The organism is Gordonia sp. NPDC127522, assembly GCF_042672305.1.
Taxonomy (GTDB): domain Bacteria; phylum Actinomycetota; class Actinomycetes; order Mycobacteriales; family Mycobacteriaceae; genus Gordonia; species Gordonia hongkongensis.
Genome location: NZ_JBHXVK010000009.1, coordinates 92,531 through 110,179, shown reverse-complemented (window position 1 = coordinate 110,179; position 17,649 = coordinate 92,531). Strand labels below are relative to the sequence as shown.

At 67.7% G+C, this 17,649-nt stretch carries 16 protein-coding genes; 5 read left to right on the top strand and 11 right to left on the bottom strand.

What is annotated here, in order from left to right; genetic code table 11:
• Positions 1 to 11: 11 nt before the first annotated feature.
• The 8 genes from ACFVHY_RS15870 to ACFVHY_RS15835 all read right to left on the bottom strand — a co-directional run bounded on the left by ACFVHY_RS15870 (position 12) and on the right by ACFVHY_RS15835 (position 5,935).
• Positions 12 to 1,130 carry an FAD-dependent oxidoreductase gene (locus tag ACFVHY_RS15870; RefSeq protein ID WP_390273490.1) on the bottom strand — a complete coding sequence of 373 codons (1,119 nt, stop codon included), beginning with the start codon at positions 1,128 to 1,130 and terminating at the stop codon, positions 12 to 14.
• Entirely contained in the window at positions 1,127 to 2,059 is a 933-nt protein-coding gene (locus tag ACFVHY_RS15865; RefSeq protein ID WP_390273487.1) for a DUF1295 domain-containing protein, read from the bottom strand. Before ACFVHY_RS15865 ends, ACFVHY_RS15870 begins: the two co-directional genes overlap by 4 nt.
• A complete protein-coding gene (locus ACFVHY_RS15860) occupies positions 2,059 to 2,535 on the bottom strand; it encodes a glutathione peroxidase (RefSeq protein ID WP_390273485.1) in 477 nt (158 codons plus the stop codon). The genes ACFVHY_RS15865 and ACFVHY_RS15860 overlap by 1 nt, the downstream gene beginning before the upstream one ends.
• Before the next feature lie 60 nt (positions 2,536 to 2,595).
• On the bottom strand, positions 2,596 to 3,312 hold the full coding sequence (locus tag ACFVHY_RS15855; RefSeq protein WP_390273482.1) for a ferredoxin reductase: 717 nt from the start codon (positions 3,310 to 3,312) through the stop codon (positions 2,596 to 2,598).
• A complete protein-coding gene (locus ACFVHY_RS15850) occupies positions 3,309 to 3,905 on the bottom strand; it encodes a sulfite oxidase-like oxidoreductase (RefSeq protein ID WP_058250515.1) in 597 nt (198 codons plus the stop codon). Before ACFVHY_RS15850 ends, ACFVHY_RS15855 begins: the two co-directional genes overlap by 4 nt.
• Positions 3,906 to 3,957: 52 nt before the next feature.
• Positions 3,958 to 5,301, bottom strand: a complete 1,344-nt coding sequence (locus tag ACFVHY_RS15845; RefSeq protein WP_390273479.1) for a permease prefix domain 1-containing protein — start codon at positions 5,299 to 5,301, stop codon at positions 3,958 to 3,960.
• Positions 5,298 to 5,657 carry a PadR family transcriptional regulator gene (locus ACFVHY_RS15840; RefSeq protein WP_390273476.1) on the bottom strand — a complete coding sequence of 120 codons (360 nt, stop codon included), beginning with the start codon at positions 5,655 to 5,657 and terminating at the stop codon, positions 5,298 to 5,300. Before ACFVHY_RS15840 ends, ACFVHY_RS15845 begins: the two co-directional genes overlap by 4 nt.
• Positions 5,658 to 5,731: 74 nt before the next feature.
• Positions 5,732 to 5,935, bottom strand: a complete 204-nt coding sequence (locus ACFVHY_RS15835; RefSeq protein ID WP_004018570.1) for a DUF2945 domain-containing protein — start codon at positions 5,933 to 5,935, stop codon at positions 5,732 to 5,734.
• 97 nt (positions 5,936 to 6,032) lie between these two features.
• Here ACFVHY_RS15835 and ACFVHY_RS15830 point away from each other — a divergent pair, with 97 nt between their 5' ends.
• A complete protein-coding gene (locus tag ACFVHY_RS15830) occupies positions 6,033 to 6,998 on the top strand; it encodes an ABC transporter ATP-binding protein (protein ID WP_390273472.1) in 966 nt (321 codons plus the stop codon).
• A gap of 4 nt (positions 6,999 to 7,002) precedes the next feature.
• A complete protein-coding gene (locus ACFVHY_RS15825) occupies positions 7,003 to 8,592 on the top strand; it encodes an ABC transporter permease (protein WP_390273469.1) in 1,590 nt (529 codons plus the stop codon).
• A gap of 201 nt (positions 8,593 to 8,793) precedes the next feature.
• Here ACFVHY_RS15825 and ACFVHY_RS15820 read toward each other — a convergent pair whose 3' ends face one another.
• The 3 genes from ACFVHY_RS15820 to ACFVHY_RS15810 form a co-directional block, all read right to left on the bottom strand.
• The gene (locus tag ACFVHY_RS15820; protein ID WP_390273467.1) at positions 8,794 to 9,666 is read right to left on the bottom strand and encodes an LLM class F420-dependent oxidoreductase; all 873 of its coding nucleotides are present in this window, start codon (positions 9,664 to 9,666) and stop codon (positions 8,794 to 8,796) included.
• Between the two features lie 54 nt (positions 9,667 to 9,720).
• A complete protein-coding gene (locus tag ACFVHY_RS15815; protein ID WP_390273465.1) occupies positions 9,721 to 10,608 on the bottom strand; it encodes a hypothetical protein in 888 nt (295 codons plus the stop codon).
• A gap of 104 nt (positions 10,609 to 10,712) precedes the next feature.
• Complete coding sequence (locus tag ACFVHY_RS15810) at positions 10,713 to 11,906, bottom strand: beta-ketoacyl synthase N-terminal-like domain-containing protein (RefSeq protein ID WP_390273463.1); 1,194 nt, start codon at positions 11,904 to 11,906, stop codon at positions 10,713 to 10,715.
• A gap of 293 nt (positions 11,907 to 12,199) precedes the next feature.
• Here ACFVHY_RS15810 and ACFVHY_RS15805 point away from each other — a divergent pair, with 293 nt between their 5' ends.
• From ACFVHY_RS15805 to ACFVHY_RS15795, 3 genes are all read left to right on the top strand, one after another.
• Positions 12,200 to 14,599, top strand: coding sequence for an EAL domain-containing protein (locus tag ACFVHY_RS15805; protein WP_390273574.1), 2,400 nt, complete (start codon positions 12,200 to 12,202; stop codon positions 14,597 to 14,599).
• 221 nt (positions 14,600 to 14,820) lie between these two features.
• Positions 14,821 to 16,287: a sugar porter family MFS transporter gene (locus ACFVHY_RS15800; RefSeq protein ID WP_226514232.1), complete on the top strand. Its 1,467-nt coding sequence runs from the start codon at positions 14,821 to 14,823 to the stop codon at positions 16,285 to 16,287.
• Positions 16,288 to 17,301 (top strand): NAD(P)H-dependent flavin oxidoreductase, encoded by a 1,014-nt coding sequence (locus tag ACFVHY_RS15795; RefSeq protein ID WP_390273461.1) that lies wholly within the window; start codon positions 16,288 to 16,290, stop codon positions 17,299 to 17,301. It begins immediately after the preceding gene.
• Positions 17,302 to 17,649 lie beyond the last annotated feature (348 nt).

Sequence of the window (17,649 nt, the reverse complement as noted above, 5' to 3'; positions counted from 1 at the left end):
ACCCCGTGCACTCACTGCTTCCGGATGCCGCCGTAGATTCCGCGACGGACGATCCACGGTTGCAGGATCGTGTCGACCGACCACGCCGGGAATCGGAACGGGCGCCCGTTGGGCGCGAACACCTGGAGACCGTCGGCCTGGACACCGAGCACCGAACCCCAGCGACGGCGCGGGGGAGCGTAGCGCCGCGCACGGCCCGGCCGCCCGGTGAGGTCGGATCGGATGTTGTGTGCGAGCAGACGATCGGCACGATTGCGAGCCGAGCTGCGGAGGTCGTCGGTCGCCGCGACGTCGCCGATCGCATACACGAGATCCGCACCGGGTACGCGCAGTTCGGCCGTCACGCGCACGAAGCCCAACGGATCCAGCACCTCCCGCGGAAGCCACTCCGTATTCGGTCTCACCCGGCCGATGGCCCAGAGCACGGCATCGGCCTCCACCGGCGGCTGGCCGGTCGAGAAGCTCACCGGCCCCGGAGTGATCTCGTCGCAGGCGAATCCGTCGGGCACGACCGCACGATGGCCGCCGTGCACGCCGACGCCGAGCCGGCGCAACCGCGCCACGACGGTCGCCCATGTCCGCGGATGATGCTGCGGCAGAGCACGTTCGCCCGGGTGATACAGGTCGACCGGTTTGCCCGGCCAGGTCTGCGCCAGGTTGGCGGCGGCACTCACCGCCGCCGCACCGCCACCGATCACCGCGATGGTCCCGGCATCGGCGAATTGCGCATGCGCCGAACGCAACTCGGCGTCGACGTCGGCCTCCGACTGCAGTTCCGGGTGTCGCCAGAACCCGTTCCGCACGCCGGTGGAGATGATCAGCGCGTCGAAACGCTCGACCCTTTCCGTGCCGTTGGCGTCGACGACGGTGACGGTCCGGTTACCGAGGTCGGTACCCGTCAGTGTGCCGTGGACGGTCCGGATGCCGTCTAGCTTCCGGAAGCGCCCGAACGGAATCCGGTAGTCGCGCGCCCACGCATCGGGCCGGCTGATCCGCAGCCCGAGTTCCTGCCCGCTGACCAGCCCTGGCTTCGACGAGATGCCCACGACGTCGGCATGCGGGGCGAGATGGATCGCGGTCAGTACTCCGGAATCACCGAGACCGGCGACGACGACGCGTGGTCGGCTCACGCAGTGACCTGATCCGGCGGATGTGCGGCCGAGCGCGGGGGTCGGGGGACGAAGCGCGGCACCCGGTCGATGACGTCCTGGTAACCGGGGCGCCGCTCCAGACTGCGCTTCTCCATCATGGGGATGCTCGCGCCGAGGAACATCGCCAACATCAGGACCGCGCCCACGAACAGCCACCACCAGTCACCGGGCGAGGCGGCGAGTCCGAACAGCGCCATCGACACCCAGAACAGAACCTCGCCGAAGTAGTTCGGGTGACGCGACCAGGCCCACACTCCGGTGTCGAGGACGGCGCCCGGTGTTTTGTGCGCAGCGAATCGACGCAGCTGCCCGTCGGCGACGTACTCGAGCGCCGTCGCGGCAAGTCCGACGACGGCCGCAACCGCGGTCAGCCAGGCCAGCACGCCTCCGGTGTGGGTGACCGCGACGTAGATCGGGATCATGCCGAGAAACACCTGGATGGTGGGGAACACGTGAATCGCCATCAGGTCGACGGGTAATTCGGCGCGTCCGGCCCCGGACTTCAGCATCGGGTAGCGCCAGTCCTCGTGGTGGAGACCCGGCCAGCCGATCGCCCAGTTCGCGGTGAGCCGGATCGCCCAGGCGCCGATGACGACACCGATGACCCAGCAGTGCACCGCGTCGATCCCGACGTCGCCGGCGGCCCACCAGTAGACGAACAACGCGGGCGGCACGACGCTCCAATAGGCGTCGTAGAAGCTGGAATTGCCGTAGAACCGGCTGAACGCGAAGATCACGAGGGTGGCGAGCAGATCGGCGATCAGGGTGTCGAGCCAGAGGTAGGCGGTGGCCGGACCCGAGATGAGCCAGGCGGCGGCGACCGCCAAGGCCAGCACGTAGGCGATCGTCACGCGGACGAACGAACCGCTTCGGCTGATGGTGCTGTCGGTGCTCACGGGCGTCCCCATCACAGCTGTTCTTCGATGGCTCCGGCGAGTTTCTCCGGCTTGGTCGTCGGCGAGTATCGCGCGACGAGGGACCCGTCCCGGCCGATGAGGAACTTGGTGAAATTCCATTTGATCCGGCCGCCGAGCACGCCGGATTTCTGGTCCCGCAACCACGCGAACAGCGGGTGGGCGTCGGGTCCGTTCACATCGACCTTCGCGAACATCGGGAAGGTCACGTCGTAGGTCAGCGAGCAGAAGTTCTTGATCTCCTCCTCGTCGCCCGGCTCCTGGTGCCCGAACTGATCGCACGGGAAGCCGAGCACTCGCAGACCCTTGTCGGCGTAATCCCGGTGCAGTGCCTCCAGACCGCGGTACTGCGGGGTGAACCCGCACTGCGAAGCGGTGTTCACGATGAGCAGGGGAGAGCCCTGGAACTGCGAGAGTTCGACGGGATCGCCGTCGATGCCGGTGGCGGTGAAGTCGTACACAGAGGTCATGCCGCTACGCTACGTGCCGATCAAGCACTTGCTTGGGAGAATCGTCGAAGCGTCCCGGCGTCACTCGCCGAATCGCTCGGTCCGGATGCGGGTGCGGTCGTGTCCGGCCTCGACCATCCACTGGGCGCAGTTCTCGACGAACCTGTTCGGACCGCAGATGAACACGGTCGGAGAGGTGGCCGGATCCATGGTCAGCGCGGCGAGTTCGTCGGAGGTGAGACGTCCCGCGGGCCGAGTCGCATCGTCGGGCGCCACCCGGGTGTGAATCAGGTGAACATCCATGCGGTGGTGTGCGATCAACTGCCGGATCTCGTCCCGGTAGTAGACGCGTTCGGGGCTGCGGACCGAGTAGACGAGGGAGAACGGTGTCTGCGGCGCCTCGACCTCGCGGCTGCGGATCATCGACATGAGCGGCGCGATCCCGGAGCCACCGCCGATCAGCTGGACGGGTCGGTCGTCACCGGAGGGCCAGGTGAAGAAGTACCCGTGCGGGTCGCTGATCTCCAACGGGTCGCCGACCTCCACCATGTCGACGAGGTAGGGCGACACCTCACCGTCTTCGAGTCGTTCGACGGTCACCTCGATCGACCGGGTCTCGCGGACGTCGGACAACGAGTAGGCGCGTGCGGTGGAGTAGCCGTCCTCGGCGGTCAGCCGGATGTCGACGTGCTGGCCGGGCAATGCGTGGACGGCCTCGGGGAGGGCGAGGCGCATCGTGCGCGCGGTGGGGGTGAGGTCGACGACCGCGGTGACCGTCGTGAGATGCCAGGTCGTCACGAGTAGCGCTGTTCGCGCCAGGGGTCGCCGTACATGTGGTACCCGCGTTCCTCCCAGAACCCGGGTGCGTCTTCGGCCATGAAGCGAAGTCGCCGAACCCATTTGGCGCTCTTCCAGAAATACAGGTGGGGCACGAGGAGGCGAGCCGGGCCGCCGTGCTCGGCGGACAGGGGTTCGCCGTCGTAGGTGTCGGCGATCCAGCCGCGGCCGTCGACGAGATCGGCGAGCGGCACGTTGGTGGTGTATCCGCCGTGGCAGTGCGCCATCACGAACGGGGCCGGCTCCCACGGCAGCGCCTGCAGCAATGTGTCGAACGAGACCCCGCGCCACCGGGTGTCGAACTTCGACCACCGTGTGACGCAGTGGATGTCGGTGGTGATGTCGTCGTGCGGCAGTTCCTGGAACTGGTCCCATGTGAACGTGGCGGCCCGGTGGTCCGCGGACTGCACGGCCAGCATCCAGTCGTTCGGGACGATCGCGGGCGTCGGCTCCGCGGACAGGACCGGGAAATCGAGTGTCGTGTACTGGCCGGGAGGGAGACGCCGCGCGTCGCGGTCGCGGCGCCCCACGAACCCTCGGTTGACGATCGCCATGGTCGCGGAGTCTACGCGCCGGCCTGATGTCCGGCGCCCCGGGCGGATCGCGTCAGGCGAAATCGAACAGCATCGGTACCACGACGACGACCCCGGCCGCCCAGAGTGCGAACACCGGCAGATAGTCGGTCTGCCACCGCTCCGTCGCATCGAACCCGCGGCGGCGGCGGAGGAAACCGAAGAGCAGATACGCCGCCCACGACAAGTTCACCAGCAGGACGAGATTGAGACCGAGCGCCACGGTCTTGTTGGCCGTGAACCCGAACTCCGCGATCCGCGACGCCATGATCGTCAGCATCACCGCGTCGACCGCGAGCGCGGTCACGACCAGAATCAGCTGCAAGCGGTCGAAGAGTTCCGGGCGCAGATGCGGATCGCGCGCCGAGATCGCATACAGCAGCAAGCCGAGCACGACCACGAGGATCAGGTCCACCAGGATCAGCAGTTCACGGTCGACGTCCACGACGTCGCCACTGGTCACCATCGCGATCAGCAGCACGACGAGCATCACCGCGGTGACGGGCGTGAAGACCTTGGTCAACACCGGGGCGATGTTCTCGACCACGCTCTGCTTCGCCTCCACCAGCCATGCCGCCAGCAGCACGATGCCGGGCGCGGCGATGGGCGCCAGCCACTGGGAGATCACGGTGTCGACGTCGATGTCGAGCGCACCGAATGCCCCCGCGGTCAGGCCGGTGAGGACTCCCGCACCGAGGCCGAGAAGCGTTGCATACACGACCCATTCGCCGGTGAACCGGATGAAGTCCATCCGACGCGGTCCGGACGTCCAGCGGCCGCCGACGTAGGTCACCCCCATGAGGAACCACAGGACGATCGGAGCATGGATCGCGACGATGGCCTGGGTGGTGCCGTCGTCGACGAACGGGTAGACGTTGACGACGATTCCGGTCGCGACGAACACAGCCATCACCGTGAGCGCGGTTCGCGTCGAGACGCGGCGCTTCCACCCGAAATACAGTGCCATGAACGGCAATACGAGCAACGCCGCGTTGCGGACGAGCACCCATTCCGGCATGACCTCGACGGCGACGCGGACGGTCGTGGCGGCCGCGACGACGAGGCCGATCACGACTCCGAGTTCGTGACGTCGTCGGCCCAGATCGCCGGATGGTTCCGCGGTCAGCACCAGCTGCTTCCACAACCGGTCGGAGTGCTCGCGGGCGAATTCACGCGACAGCGCATCGACGCGGCCCATGCGCTTGACCGCGACCAGGAACGCTTCGTCGTCGTCGAGGCCGCCGGCGGCGAGGTCGGCGATCTGCCCGCGGAGGTGGTCTTCCATCTCGTCGGCATCGGTGGTGGCGATGGCTTGGTGTCGCAGTACGTATCCGCGCCACCGGTCGATCTGGCTTTCGAGCTCTGTCTCCGCGGTCATGCCAGACCTTCCGCGGCCGGCGGCAGGGCGACCGTCCGCCACACCTGGTCGAGGGCATCGGCCACGACCTCCCACTGCGACCTCCGCTCGGCGAGCGCGGCCAACCCCGATGCGGTGATCGAGTAGTGCTTGCGACGCCGCCCGGTGTCGGCTGCACCCCAGCTCGCTTCGACGTGGCCGGCGCGCTCCAAACGGTGCAGGAGGGGATAGAGCATGCCGTCGGTCCACTCCATCCGGCCACCGGACATCTCTCGCACGCGCTTCAGGATGGCGTACCCGTACGAGTCGCCCTCGGCGAGAATCCCCAGCACCAGCGGGGTCGCGGAAGCGGCCACCAGATCCTTCTCGATATACATAGCACTCCTATACCTAGAACTGCTAGGAGCATAGCAGTTCTAGGTATAGGAGTCCTCGGACCGGCGTGTGCCGGTTACTTCTTCGACAGGGACGACTCCTTGTGGGCTGCCTTCGAGCCCGTCTTCGACGACTTGACGATCCAGTACGGCTCGTCCTCGCTGGCCTTGAACTTCTGCCCCTCGAAGGTGAATTCCTTGGTGCGCTTCTCTTCCGCAGTGCCCTCGGTCTCGCCCTGAGAGGTGTTCCAGCGGACGGTGTCGTTCTTCTTGATCGCCATGGCGGCAGTGTGCCCCGCCGGCGTCGACGGTCAAACCTTCTCCGCTGCAACAGTCGCTGTGGAACGATCATCACGTCGTGTCGAGCCGGAGGTACGCATGAGTGTCGAACGTTCCGAGAACTCTCAGAGAACCGAGCCTGCCATCGACGTCCGGGGTCTGCGTAAGTCGTTCGGTAAGTTCGAGGCGCTTCGCGGACTCGACCTCGAGGTCGCGCAAGGGGAGGTCCACGGTTTTCTCGGGCCCAACGGCGCGGGCAAGTCGACGACGATCCGGGTCCTGCTGGGTTTGTTGCGCGCGGACGGGGGCGAGGTCCGACTCCTCGGCGGCGACCCCTGGCGTGACGTCGTCGAGCTGCACCGCCGGCTGGCGTACGTACCCGGCGACGTCGCGTTGTGGCCGACGATGACCGGCGGGGAGATGATCGATCTGCTCGGCGCGATGCGCGGCGGACTCGACGAGGGGCGCCGCGCCGACCTGGTCTCAAGATTCGAGCTCGACACCACCAAACGCGGACGGCAGTACTCGAAGGGGAACCGGCAGAAGGTCGCGATCGTGGCGGCGCTGGCATCCGATGTCGAACTGCTCATCCTCGACGAGCCGACGTCGGGCCTGGACCCGTTGATGGAGAACGTCTTCCAGGAGGTCGTGGGGGAGGCCACCGCCCGCGGTACCACCGTGCTGCTGTCGAGTCACATCCTCGCCGAGGCGGAGACCCTGGCGGACCGGCTCAGCATCATCCGCGACGGGGCCGTCGTGGCGACCGGCTCCTTGGCCGAGCTGCGTGGGCACACCCGCACTTCCGTTCGCGCCGAGCTGGATTCGGTGCCGAGCCCGGACCTCGTGGCCCAACTGCACAACGCCGAGGTACACGATATCGATTCGCCGGACCACGGCTCCGGCGGGCTCCGACTGAGCGCGACCGTGGACTCGGATCAGATCGGTCCGGTGATGTCAGCGCTGACCGCCTGCGGCCTGCGATCGCTGACGGTCGAACCGCCTTCGCTGGAGAGCCTGTTCCTGTCGCTGTATGAAAAGGCCGACCAGCCGGCGGGGGAACGGTGAGGTGATGACGGCGTCGACGATCGGCACCGCTCCACTGCTGCGAGCCTCCCTGCACCACGAAGGTCGCAGCTTCGGGCCGTGGATCGTGTTGCCCACCGCACTGGCCGTGTCGTCGGTCATCGCCTACCCGTTGCTGTTTCCCGACGCCGCAGAACGCGCCGCGTTCGCCACGACGATCGGCTCGAATCCCGCACTCGGGCTGATCTTCGGACCCGCTTACGACCTGGCCACGGTCGACGGATTCGTCGCGTGGCGCAGCCTCGCACTCGGCGGGTTCATCGCCGCACTCGGCGCGATCTTCATCGTGGTGAAAGCCGCACGTGGACAGGAGGACTCCGGCCAGGCCGAACTCCTCGCCGCGGGGGTGCTCGGACGCGCCGCCAGACTGTCGACCGCGTTGATCATGGCCGGCGTGTGCTCGATCGCCATCGGTGTCCTGGCGGGTCTGGCGACGTCGCTGTGCGGTGGGGCCTGGGGGTCGTCGTTCCTGCTCGGCGCCGGATTCACGGTCACCGGTTGGATGTTCGGCGCCATCGCCGCGGTCAGCGCCCAGGTGGGTTCCGACGCCAGAGCCGCCACCACGATCGCCGTGTCGCTGCTCGGCGTCCTGTTCGTGCTGCGGGGCTTTCTGTTCTCGGTCGACGCACCGACGTGGACGACGTGGGTCAATCCGCTGGGATGGGTTCAAGAGACCAGACCCGCGACCGGCGATCACTGGTGGCCGTTGCTGCTCGGCGTCGCGTTCGCGGTCGTCGTCGGTGCAGCGGCCTTCGCAGTACAGCGAGCACGGGATTTCGGTCAGGGACTCATACCGGCACGGCCGGGTCCGGCACGGGGCCGCATCGGCTCGCCACTGGCTCTGGCGATCCGCCTCAACCGGGCGCCGATCGTCGCGTGGTCGTTCGCGTTCGTCGGACTCGGCGTCATCTTCGGCTACTTCACCCGGTCGGTCCGCGGCCTGCTGACCGCGAATCCCGCCATGGCCCAGATCTTCGCCTCCGGCGCGGCGTCGCCCGCGGACCTGGTGTCGGCCTTTGTCACAACGATTCTCGGTCTGGTCGGGATCATCGCATCCGTGGCCGGGGTCCAGATCGTCAATCGCATCCGGACCGAGGAGCTCGACGATCGCGCGGAAGCGGTGCTCGCGACCGGCGTCAGCCGTCCGCGGTATTTCGGCGCCGTCACCGGCGTCGCCCTCGTCGTCCCCGCCGCGCTCGTCACTGTCGCCGGGCTGGTGATCGGCGTCTTCGCCTCGACGGCCGATCTCGGCCTCGGCTTCGACGACGTGTTCCTCCAGTCCATCGCCACGATCCCCGCCGTCTGGGCGGTCGTCGGCATCGCCGTCGCCGTCATCGGCGCCCGACCCCGTGTGCGACCCGCGATCTGGCTGGGCGTCCTGGTGTCCTTCGTGCTGACGATCCTGGGCCCGAGCTTCAAACTCCCGGACTGGGCGCTGGGCTTCAGCCCGTTTCATCACGTACCGGATGTCTCTGCCGCCCAGCCGGATTGGTGGGGACTGGTGTGGGTGGGGGTCGTCGTGGTGCTGCTCGTCGCGGTGGGGTTCGCCGGCTTCCGCCGGCGGGACATCCCGTGACGACGTCGCTTCGAAGAGCGAGCGAGCCCGACCCCCGCTCCCTGAGGAGCGAGCTTGCGAGCGTCACGAAGGTCCTGGTGAGTCGACGTCGCCAGACCCTTCGTGACGCGCCCTCCGCAAGCTCCGGACGCTCCTCAGGGAGCAGAAGCAGCCGCGCCCTCCGCAAGCTCCGGACGCTCCTCAGGGAGCGAGGGGCAGTCCTCAGGGAGCGGTGGGTAGGGCCGCCGCGAGGCGACGCCACTGCTCGCGCGGGAAGCCCCGGTGGTCGGCTTGGAGAACCTGGACGCACACGTGGTCGGCGCCGGCGGACCGATGCTCGTCGATTCGTTTCAGGATCGCCGCGTCGTCGCCCCAGACGATCAGAGCGTCGAACAGGCGGTCGCTCACCGAGCTCAGGTCGTCCTCGGTGAACCCGAGGCGTCGAAGGTTGTTCGCGTAGTTCGGCATCGCGAGGTAACCCTTGAGCCACTTGGTGCCGACGGCGCGCGCCTCGTCGCGGTCGGCGGCGAAGATCGCCGTCTGTTCCGGTGCGAGCAGCGGACCGTCGCCGAGGGTCTCCCGGGCGACCTTGGTGTGGTCCGGGGTCACCAGGTAGGGGTGGGCACCGGCGGTCCGGTCGGCGGACAGTTGCAACATCTTCGGCCCGAGGGCGGCCAGTACTCGTGCACCGGCCGGCACCGGCCGCGGTGCGTCGTCCAGACCGTCGAGGAACGCCTTCGTGGTCGCGAGCGGTTTCTGGTAGCGACCGGCTTCCTGGGCGTCGATCAACGGTGCGTGGCTGATCCCGAGGCCCACGAGAAAGCGAGGGCCGAATTGCTCGGTGAGGCGCGCATGCGCGGCCGCGACGTCGTGCGGCTCGTGCATCCACATGTTGAGGATCCCGGTGGCGATCACGGCCTTGCGGGTAGCGCCGAGGAGGTTCTCGACCGAGTCGAGGACCGACCCGCCACCGACATCAGGAATCCACAAGGCCGTGTAACCCAGTTCGTCCAGCTCGGCCGCGGCTTCGGCGGCCTCCCCGGTGTCTCCGTACCGTAGCGGTGAACTCCAGATTCCTACGCCGTCGAGTGTCATGCCGCCGACACTACCGATCGCCCGACAGGGTCGCGCCGAAGCGTCCGGTCCGGCTCAGCTGTTCCCCGGTCGCCCCGTCGACGCCACCAGCCGTGCGTCCATGGCGGCCGTCATGCGCTTGAACACGTTGATCGCGACGACGCCCGCGACGATGAGGACGACTCCGGCAACTGTCCCAAGGGAGTCGGTGACCAGTCCGGTGATGCCGATCGCGAGAACGTAGATCGGCACCCAACCGAACAGATGCATGATGCTCTCGGGCTTCTCGTCGGTGGCCCAACCCTCACGAACCGCAGCCCGGTAGGTCGCGTAGTCGGGATAGAACTCGGTGAAGGCGATCGCGAAGATCGTGCCGCCGATCTGGATGATCCATCCGGTCCAGAAGTTGTTCGGGTCGTCGAGCACCAGGTCGCCGAACGCGCCCGAGATCGCGGCCACGCCGAAGCCGCCGACCCACGCCCAGGTGATGACGTAGTTGATGTGGATGAACAGCGGGCTGTCCCAGAATTCTCTCTCGGTGGTCTCCCGCGCGTACTGGAGCGTGAACGGCTGGCGCACGAGGATCGACCCCAGCGCGAAGGAGACCAGCGCGACGTTGGTCATCTCTCCGCCCCAACGCTCCAACCAGTCGATGACGTGGTCGGAGGCGAACAGCGCGATGATCGCCATCGTGCCGAAGTACGTGACGTCGAAGACCTCGAGGAGTTTGATGCTCGTACCGCGCTTGTGGCCACCGATGACCAGGAGGAGTGACAGCGCGAACGCCGAGGCCGCGGCTTCCTCGAATCGACCGGGCCCGGCGAGCAGCGCCATCAGGATCCACGGGGACATGCCCGCGAACGGTGAGTTGAGGAACAGCGTCAGTGCGTGGCGGGCGCCCGACGTCGGGGGTGGGTCGGTCCGCGTCGAGTCGCCCACCGGAGGATCGGGTTCGTTGCTCATTGCTGAATTGTGAGGTGCGGCGCGGTATTCCGCAGCATTTCCGGTTCGATGCGGCCCGAGCGGCGAGCCCGGGCCGCATCGAGGTCAGCGGTTCGTCACACCATTCACGCATTGGGCGCGAGAACGACCGCCGCGTTGTGTCCGCCCATTCCGAGGGAGGTCTTGAGGGTCAGCCCGCTGACCAGATCGGTTCGCCCGTCGAGTAATTGCGGGATGATCGCGTCGGCGACCCGCGGGCTCGCCGGGATCTCGCCTCGCTCGTAACCGAGCAGCGATGCGGCGAGTTCGACAGCTCCGGCAGCGCCCTGGCAGTGCCCGGCCAGCGGTTTCACCGAGAACACCTCGGCGTTGGGCAGCAGCGTCTCGGCGATGGTGGCCTCTGCGCGATCACACTGGCGGGTCCCCGGCCCGTGCGCGTTGAGGTAGCGGATGTTCGCGCCGTCGACGCCGGCCATCGTGAGTGACTGCTCCACGCACGAACGGACGCCGGTCAGTTCCGGATCGATCGACGTGACGTGGAAGGCGTCGTGGGACATCGCCCCGCCCAGCACATCTGCGTACCCGTCGGCGGCCCGGTTGGTCATCGTGAACGCGATCGCCGCCTCGCCGAAGGTGAATCCGCGGCTGCCCTCCTGGAACGGGCGGCACGCGTTGAGCGCATCGGTGTCGGTGATGGCGACACCGAGCTGTACGAACATCGCCACCACCTCCGGCCGGGCCGACAGGTCGGTCGCCACCACGACGACGTCGTCGACGAGATCGGAATCGAGCCACGATTTCGCGGTGACGATGGCCGCCGAGCCGGAGGTGCACATGGCCGACACCGTGATCGCGGGTCCGTGGAAGCCGTACTCCTGCATCAGCAGGGACACCGGCGTCGACGGGGTGACCGAGAGGTACTGCCGTCCGGTGTACTGGCCGACACCGGAGGTGACGATCGGGTACATGTCGAGGTCGCCGAGCACGCAGGCGTGCACGAGTCCCACCCGGGACCCCGGGGTCCAGCCGCGCGCCATCGCGTCCTCGATGGCCTCACGCGCCGCGGCACGCATCGCGCGCGAGAAGCGGGTGCGACCGTCGGACTGCTGCCCACCGTCGGGAACCCGCACGATCCATCCGGGCTCTGCGGTGTCGTCAGACGCCTCGGCACCGGGCGTCTGACCACCCGTGAACCCGAAACCCTGATGGAGTGCGGCCGCCGACTTGCCGGAGACGAGACCGCTCCAAAGCGCGTCGCGGCCCCAGCCGTACCCCGTGACGGCGCCCAGGCCGGAGATGGTCGAACGTTGAATCGTCATGATCGTGAACTTTCTGCGAGATAGGCGATGGCGCTTGGGCCAACGCGGCTCCCCATGCGGGTAACCCGCTTCCCAGGATCCCGCCCAAACCCGACATTCGGCCAGTTCACGCAGGTATTCGAGGACGAAATTTCCGCTTGACGCAGTCTTGCACCGCGCAGCGCCCCCTTTTCGAAGCCAGGTAGGGGAGGATGGGCGGTTGGGGGATGACGGATCGAGGGGGTGACGCAGTGAGCCGACCGACGCACAGCGACGATGACCGGCCCGGCCTCGTCGCCCCGGACGCCGAGCCCATGGCCCGCGCCAGTGACGCGGCGGTCGCCGAGCGCTACCGCCTACTTCTCGAACTGAGTCCGGACGCGATCGCGGTGCACCAAGACGGCCTCATCGTCTATGTGAACTCGGCCGCCCTGGCGTTCGCTCGCGTCGACGACCGCGAAGCGATGCTGGGTCGTTCGATCGCAGATTTCGTCCATCCCGACGAACTGCCGCAGATGATCGAGCGGATCATCGGCATGGGCGACGAGGCCGGGGCGTCGACCACGCCCGAGGAAGTGGTCATGGTGGACGCACACGGGGTTCCCCGGCCCATGGAGGTGACCTCGGTGCGCACCGTCTGGCACGATCAGCCGGCCTATCAGGTGATCCTCCGGGACATCACCGCTCAGAAGGCGGTCGAGTCCGCGCTGCGCAGACAAGCAGCGCTGCTCGACCACGTGAGCAACGCCGTGATCGCCGTCGACGACGACAAGACGGTGAGGTCCTGGAATCCGGCTGCAGAACAGATGTACGGCAGGCAGGCCTCCGAGGCGATCGGACGACACCTCGACGACGTCATCGGGGCGCACGTCGATCCCCACGCGGCGGTGGCGCTGGGCGGAACCGTCGACCAGTTGCACCGGCGTTCCGACAACGGACGGTCGTTCCTCGCACACACATCGATCACGACCATGGACGACGGCTTTCTCATCGTCGCCGAGCCGACTCGTCGACCCCTCATCGAACGCCTCGGCACGATCCTCGCCGCCCTGCATCAGGCGGTCATCGTCGTCCGCGAAGACGGGTACATCGAACTGGCGAATCCGGCGGCGGGAACCATGCTGGGTACCGGGGCGAGCCCGGGCGCGAGCGTCCACGAACTGCCACTGGACTTCATCGCGGGCGAGTCACCGATCGCACAGTGCCTGCGCACCGGCGTGGCGGTCACCGACGCCACCGCGACGATCACCACGCCGCTCGGCGAGCGCTGGCTGTCATGCAGTTGCCGGCCCATCGACGACGACGGCGCCGAGGTCGTCGCCCTGGTGTCCTTCGTCGACATCACCGACCGCCATCGCGAGACGTCCCAGCTGGCGTGGGAGGCCGTACACGACCCGTTGACCGGGTTGTACAACCGGTCGGGCATCATTCGCGAACTCGAATCGCACATGGCCCGACTCGATGAAGAGGAGAACGCCTGCTGCGTCGCGATCTTCTACATCGACCTCGACAACTTCAAACTCGTCAACGACTCGCTCGGGCATGCGGTGGGTGACGAGGTACTCCACGCGGTCGCACAGGGATTGGCGACGGCGACCCCCGAGGAGGCCGCGGTGGGCCGGATCGGGGGCGACGAATTCGTCCTGGTGGCCACCCTCGGGATCGCGTGTTCGGCCGAGGAGATCGAGCAGCAGATCGACAAGATCCGCGGGGCGGTGTACGAGCCCATAGCGGTCAGTATCCGCAGCGAGCCCCTCAAGGTGGAGGCGAGTATCGGCGTGGCAACGGTCAAGGCCGGTGACGACTACACCGCCACCGATCTGCTGCGCGACGCCGACATCGCGCTGTACCAGGCGCGCAAGGCTTCTCGGGCACGCTACGTCCGGTTCGAGACACAGCATCGAGAAGAACTCCAGCGCCGGCAACGTATTGAGGAAGAACTGCGCCGGGTCCTCGACACCGACACCGGTCAGCTCGAGATCCACTACCAACCGATCGTGTCGACCGGCGACGGCACGCTGGTGGGGCTGGAAAGCCTTCTGCGCTGGCGTCACCCGGAACTGGGTTCGATCTCGCCGACCGAGTTCATCCCGCTCGCAGAAGGATCCAATCTCATCGACCGGGTCGGGAACTACGTGCTGGAGACCGCGGCCGCCGAGGTGGCCGCCGTACCGGAACTGCGTCGGGTGATGTTGTGTATCAATGTCTCCCGTCGGGAGCTCACCAACGGCCAGTTCCCGACGCGGCTCCGCGACACGATGGCCCGGTCGGGCATGGACCCCGCGGCGTTCTGCCTCGAGATCACCGAGAGTGCGCTCGATCCACTCGACGGGGACCTGCTGACCCTGCTGGGCGAGGTGCGCGATCTCGGGACCCAGGTCTCGCTGGACGATTTCGGCACCGGCGCGTCGTCGCTGAGCGAGTTCTACCGACTGCCGGTCAGCGTGCTGAAGACCGCGAAGTCGTTCGTCGATGCCCTTGACGAGCACCCCAGTGCGAAGTCGATCCTGGCCGGCATCGTCACGATGGCGCACGCCGCGGGCATGCGGGTCGTCGCCGAGGGAGTGGAGACCGAGTCGCAGGCCGCCACGGTCGCCGAGGTCGGCTGCGACCTCGCCCAGGGTTATCACTTCGGGCGACCCGCACCGTTGGCCGAGTTGATCGGATCCGGCCTCCGCATCAGTGCGAATCCCGGTGTGTGGGAGACCGCCTGATCGGCCCTCACCGACCGTCGGCAACCTCGACGGTCCGAGGAGAAGCCGTGGGCGTGTACCCGCGACACTCGCCCCGCTGTGTCCGATAGCGTCAGACTCGAGGATTCACGCGAGTAGATTGATGCCAACGTCGATTACCCGGCGTCCATGCAACCGGACAGCGAGGTCACGGACATGACACACATCCTGCGGTGGGCTCTTACGACGGTCAGGACGACGCCATGACCGACGCACAGCGCGAAGTCGCCGAACAGCACACAGCCAAGGTCATCGGGGTCACGGTCGCCGCCGCGGTCGGCGGGTTCCTGTTCGGCTTCGACAGTTCGGTCGTCAACGGCGCGGTCGACTCGATCGAAGCGGATTTCGGTCTGGGCAAGCTCATGACCGGCTTCGCCGTCGCGATCGCGCTGCTCGGCTGTGCGCTCGGCGCGTGGTTCGCCGGCCGGTTGGCCGACGTCTGGGGACGCAAGCGCGTGATGCTGCTCGGCTCGGCGCTTTTCATCATCTCCGCGATCGGAACCGGCTTCACCCAGACGATTCCCGACCTGCTGCTGTGGCGCGTGCTGGGCGGCATCGGCATCGGCATCGCCTCGGTCATCGCACCGGCCTACATCTCCGAGATCGCGCCGGCCCGCTACCGCGGGGCGCTTGCCTCGATGCAGCAGCTCGCGATCACGCTCGGCATCTTTGCGGCACTCCTCTCCGACGCCCTGCTCGCCGACAGCGCCGGCAGCGCGTCGAACGACTTCTGGTGGGGCCTCGAGGCGTGGCGGTGGATGTTCCTCGTCGGCGTCGTGCCCGCCGTCGTCTACGGTGTGCTGGCGCTGCTGATCCCGGAGTCGCCGCGATACCTGGTGGGCCGCAATCGCGATGCCGAGGCGGCCCGGATCCTGCAGGAGGTGACGGGCGAGGAGAACCCCCTCGAGCGGGTCAAAGAGATCAAGCTGACGGTCAAGCGCGAGGCGAAGTCGTCGATCAGGGACATCGCGGGACCGTCGTTCGGGCTGCACCCGCTGGTCTGGGTGGGCATCTGGCTGGCCATCTTCCAGCAGTTCGTCGGTATCAACGCGATCTTCTACTACTCGACGACGCTGTGGCAGTCCGTCGGCTTCTCCGAGGCCGACTCGTTCAAGACATCGGTGATCACCGCCGTCATCAACGTCGTCATGACCTTCGTGGCGATCCTGTTCGTCGACCGCATCGGGCGGCGGAAGCTGCTGCTCGGCGGTTCGGTGGGCATGTTCATCGGCCTGCTCATGGCGTGTATCGCGTTCACCCAGCAGATCGGCGAGGGCGAGAACATCACCCTGCCCGACCCGTGGGGTGTGGTCGCGCTGATCGGTGCCAACCTGTTCGTGGTGGCGTTCGCCGCGACGTGGGGCCCGGTGATGTGGGTGATGCTGGGGGAGATGTTCCCCAACCGCATCCGTGGTGTCGCCCTGGGTGTCTGCACAGCTGTGAACTGGGTCGCGAACTTCACCATCTCGATGCTGTTCCCGCCGATGACCGAAGCCGTCGGACTCGGAATCATCTACGGCTTCTTCGCCTTCTGCGCCGCGGCCTCGTTCTTCTACGTCCTCCGGAAGGTCGAGGAGACCAAGGGGATGGAGCTCGAGCAGATGGATTCGGTGGCAGAGGCGCGACTGTCGCAGTTCACTGCGGTCCGTGCGGCGAAGGACAAAGCCTGAATGTTCGATCTGCGTGAGCTCTCCAGCCGGGTCGTCGCCGCCCCCATGGCCGGTGGTCCGAGCACCCCGGAACTGGTGGTGGCCGCGGCATCGGCCGGCGGTGTCGGCCAACTCGCCGCCGGGTACCTGACCCCCGACAAGGTGCGCGCCGACATCGCGGCCGTGCGGGCCGCCGGCACCGAGGTCTTCGGTGTCAACATCTTCGTTCCCGAGGCGGAGCCGGTGAACCGCGACGACCTCGCCCGCTACCGCGCCGAACTCGTCCCGTATGCGCGAAGTCTGGGCGTGACGCTTCCCGGGGTCGAGGACCTGGGCGAGGACGATGACCACTTCGACGACAAGATCCGGCTGGTGTGCGACGAGCGAATCCCGCTCGTGTCCTTCGCGTTCGGGTGTCCCGCACCCGAGGTCGTCGCCGAATTGCACCGGCACGGGTGCAGTGTCGGGGTCACGGTCACCACGGCCGCGGACGCCGAGATCGCCGGTCGAGCCGGGGCCGACTGGCTGTGCGTGCAGGGTCCCGACGCCGGTGGCCATCGATCGGTCTTCGACCGCCGGAGCACTCCTCCTACAGAGCCGCTGGACGACTTGATCCACGCAGTCGCCGAGCGGGTGCCGCTGCCGATCGTCGCGGCGGGTGGGATCTCCACGTCTGCCCGGGCCGACGAGGTCCGATCGGCGGGACCCGTTGCGGTGCAGGTGGGTACCGTCCTGTTACGGACCGCCGAGGCCGGCACCAAACCCGCGCACGCGGCGGCACTCGCCGATCCGGACCGAACCGACACCGTGGTCACCTGGGCGTTCAGCGGCCGACCGGCACGCGCCCTACGAAACCTGTTCACCGACAGGTTCTCCGACGCCGCGGTGGCCGAGTACCCGGCCGTCAACACGTTGACCGGCGGCATCCGACGCGCCGCCAGCAACGACCCCGACGGGATCAACCTCTGGGCCGGGAGCGGTTACCGCGACGCCGTCGAGGAGTCGGCCGTCGAGACCATCGCCCGGCTCGGCTGATCGACGAGAGACCTCCGCTCCCTGAGGAGCGAGTTTCACCTCTGCTCCCTGGGGAGCGCCCGGAGCCTGCGGAGGGCGCGTCACCCCCGCTCCCTGAGGAGCGCCCGGAGCTTGCGGAGGGCCCGCGTCACCCCCGCTCCCTGAAGAGCGCCCGGAGCTTGCGGAGGGCCCGCGTCACCCCCGCTCCCTGAGGAGCGCCCGGAGCTTGCGGAGGGCCCGCGTCACCCCCGCTCCCTGAGGAGCGCCCGGAGCTTGCGGAGGGCGCGTCACGAAGGGTCTGCCACGCATCTCACCAGGACCCTTCGAGGCTCGTCGCTATCGCTCCTCGCACCTCAGGGAGCAGGGGTT

Coding starts and splice junctions, on each gene's coding strand:
- ACFVHY_RS15850 (WP_058250515.1), bottom strand. CDS start 3,905: ATGGCGATCGTCAACCGAGGGTTCGTGGGGCGCCGCGACCGCGACGCG.
- ACFVHY_RS15860 (WP_390273485.1), bottom strand. CDS start 2,535: ATGACCTCTGTGTACGACTTCACCGCCACCGGCATCGACGGCGATCCC.
- ACFVHY_RS15825 (WP_390273469.1), top strand. CDS start 7,003: ATGACGGCGTCGACGATCGGCACCGCTCCACTGCTGCGAGCCTCCCTG.
- ACFVHY_RS15835 (WP_004018570.1), bottom strand. CDS start 5,935: ATGGCGATCAAGAAGAACGACACCGTCCGCTGGAACACCTCTCAGGGC.
- ACFVHY_RS15865 (WP_390273487.1), bottom strand. CDS start 2,059: ATGGGGACGCCCGTGAGCACCGACAGCACCATCAGCCGAAGCGGTTCG.
- ACFVHY_RS15815 (WP_390273465.1), bottom strand. CDS start 10,608: ATGAGCAACGAACCCGATCCTCCGGTGGGCGACTCGACGCGGACCGAC.
- ACFVHY_RS15810 (WP_390273463.1), bottom strand. CDS start 11,906: ATGACGATTCAACGTTCGACCATCTCCGGCCTGGGCGCCGTCACGGGG.
- ACFVHY_RS15840 (WP_390273476.1), bottom strand. CDS start 5,657: ATGTATATCGAGAAGGATCTGGTGGCCGCTTCCGCGACCCCGCTGGTG.
- ACFVHY_RS15805 (WP_390273574.1), top strand. CDS start 12,200: ATGGCCCGCGCCAGTGACGCGGCGGTCGCCGAGCGCTACCGCCTACTT.
- ACFVHY_RS15800 (WP_226514232.1), top strand. CDS start 14,821: ATGACCGACGCACAGCGCGAAGTCGCCGAACAGCACACAGCCAAGGTC.
- ACFVHY_RS15830 (WP_390273472.1), top strand. CDS start 6,033: ATGAGTGTCGAACGTTCCGAGAACTCTCAGAGAACCGAGCCTGCCATC.
- ACFVHY_RS15795 (WP_390273461.1), top strand. CDS start 16,288: ATGTTCGATCTGCGTGAGCTCTCCAGCCGGGTCGTCGCCGCCCCCATG.
- ACFVHY_RS15820 (WP_390273467.1), bottom strand. CDS start 9,666: ATGACACTCGACGGCGTAGGAATCTGGAGTTCACCGCTACGGTACGGA.
- ACFVHY_RS15845 (WP_390273479.1), bottom strand. CDS start 5,301: ATGACCGCGGAGACAGAGCTCGAAAGCCAGATCGACCGGTGGCGCGGA.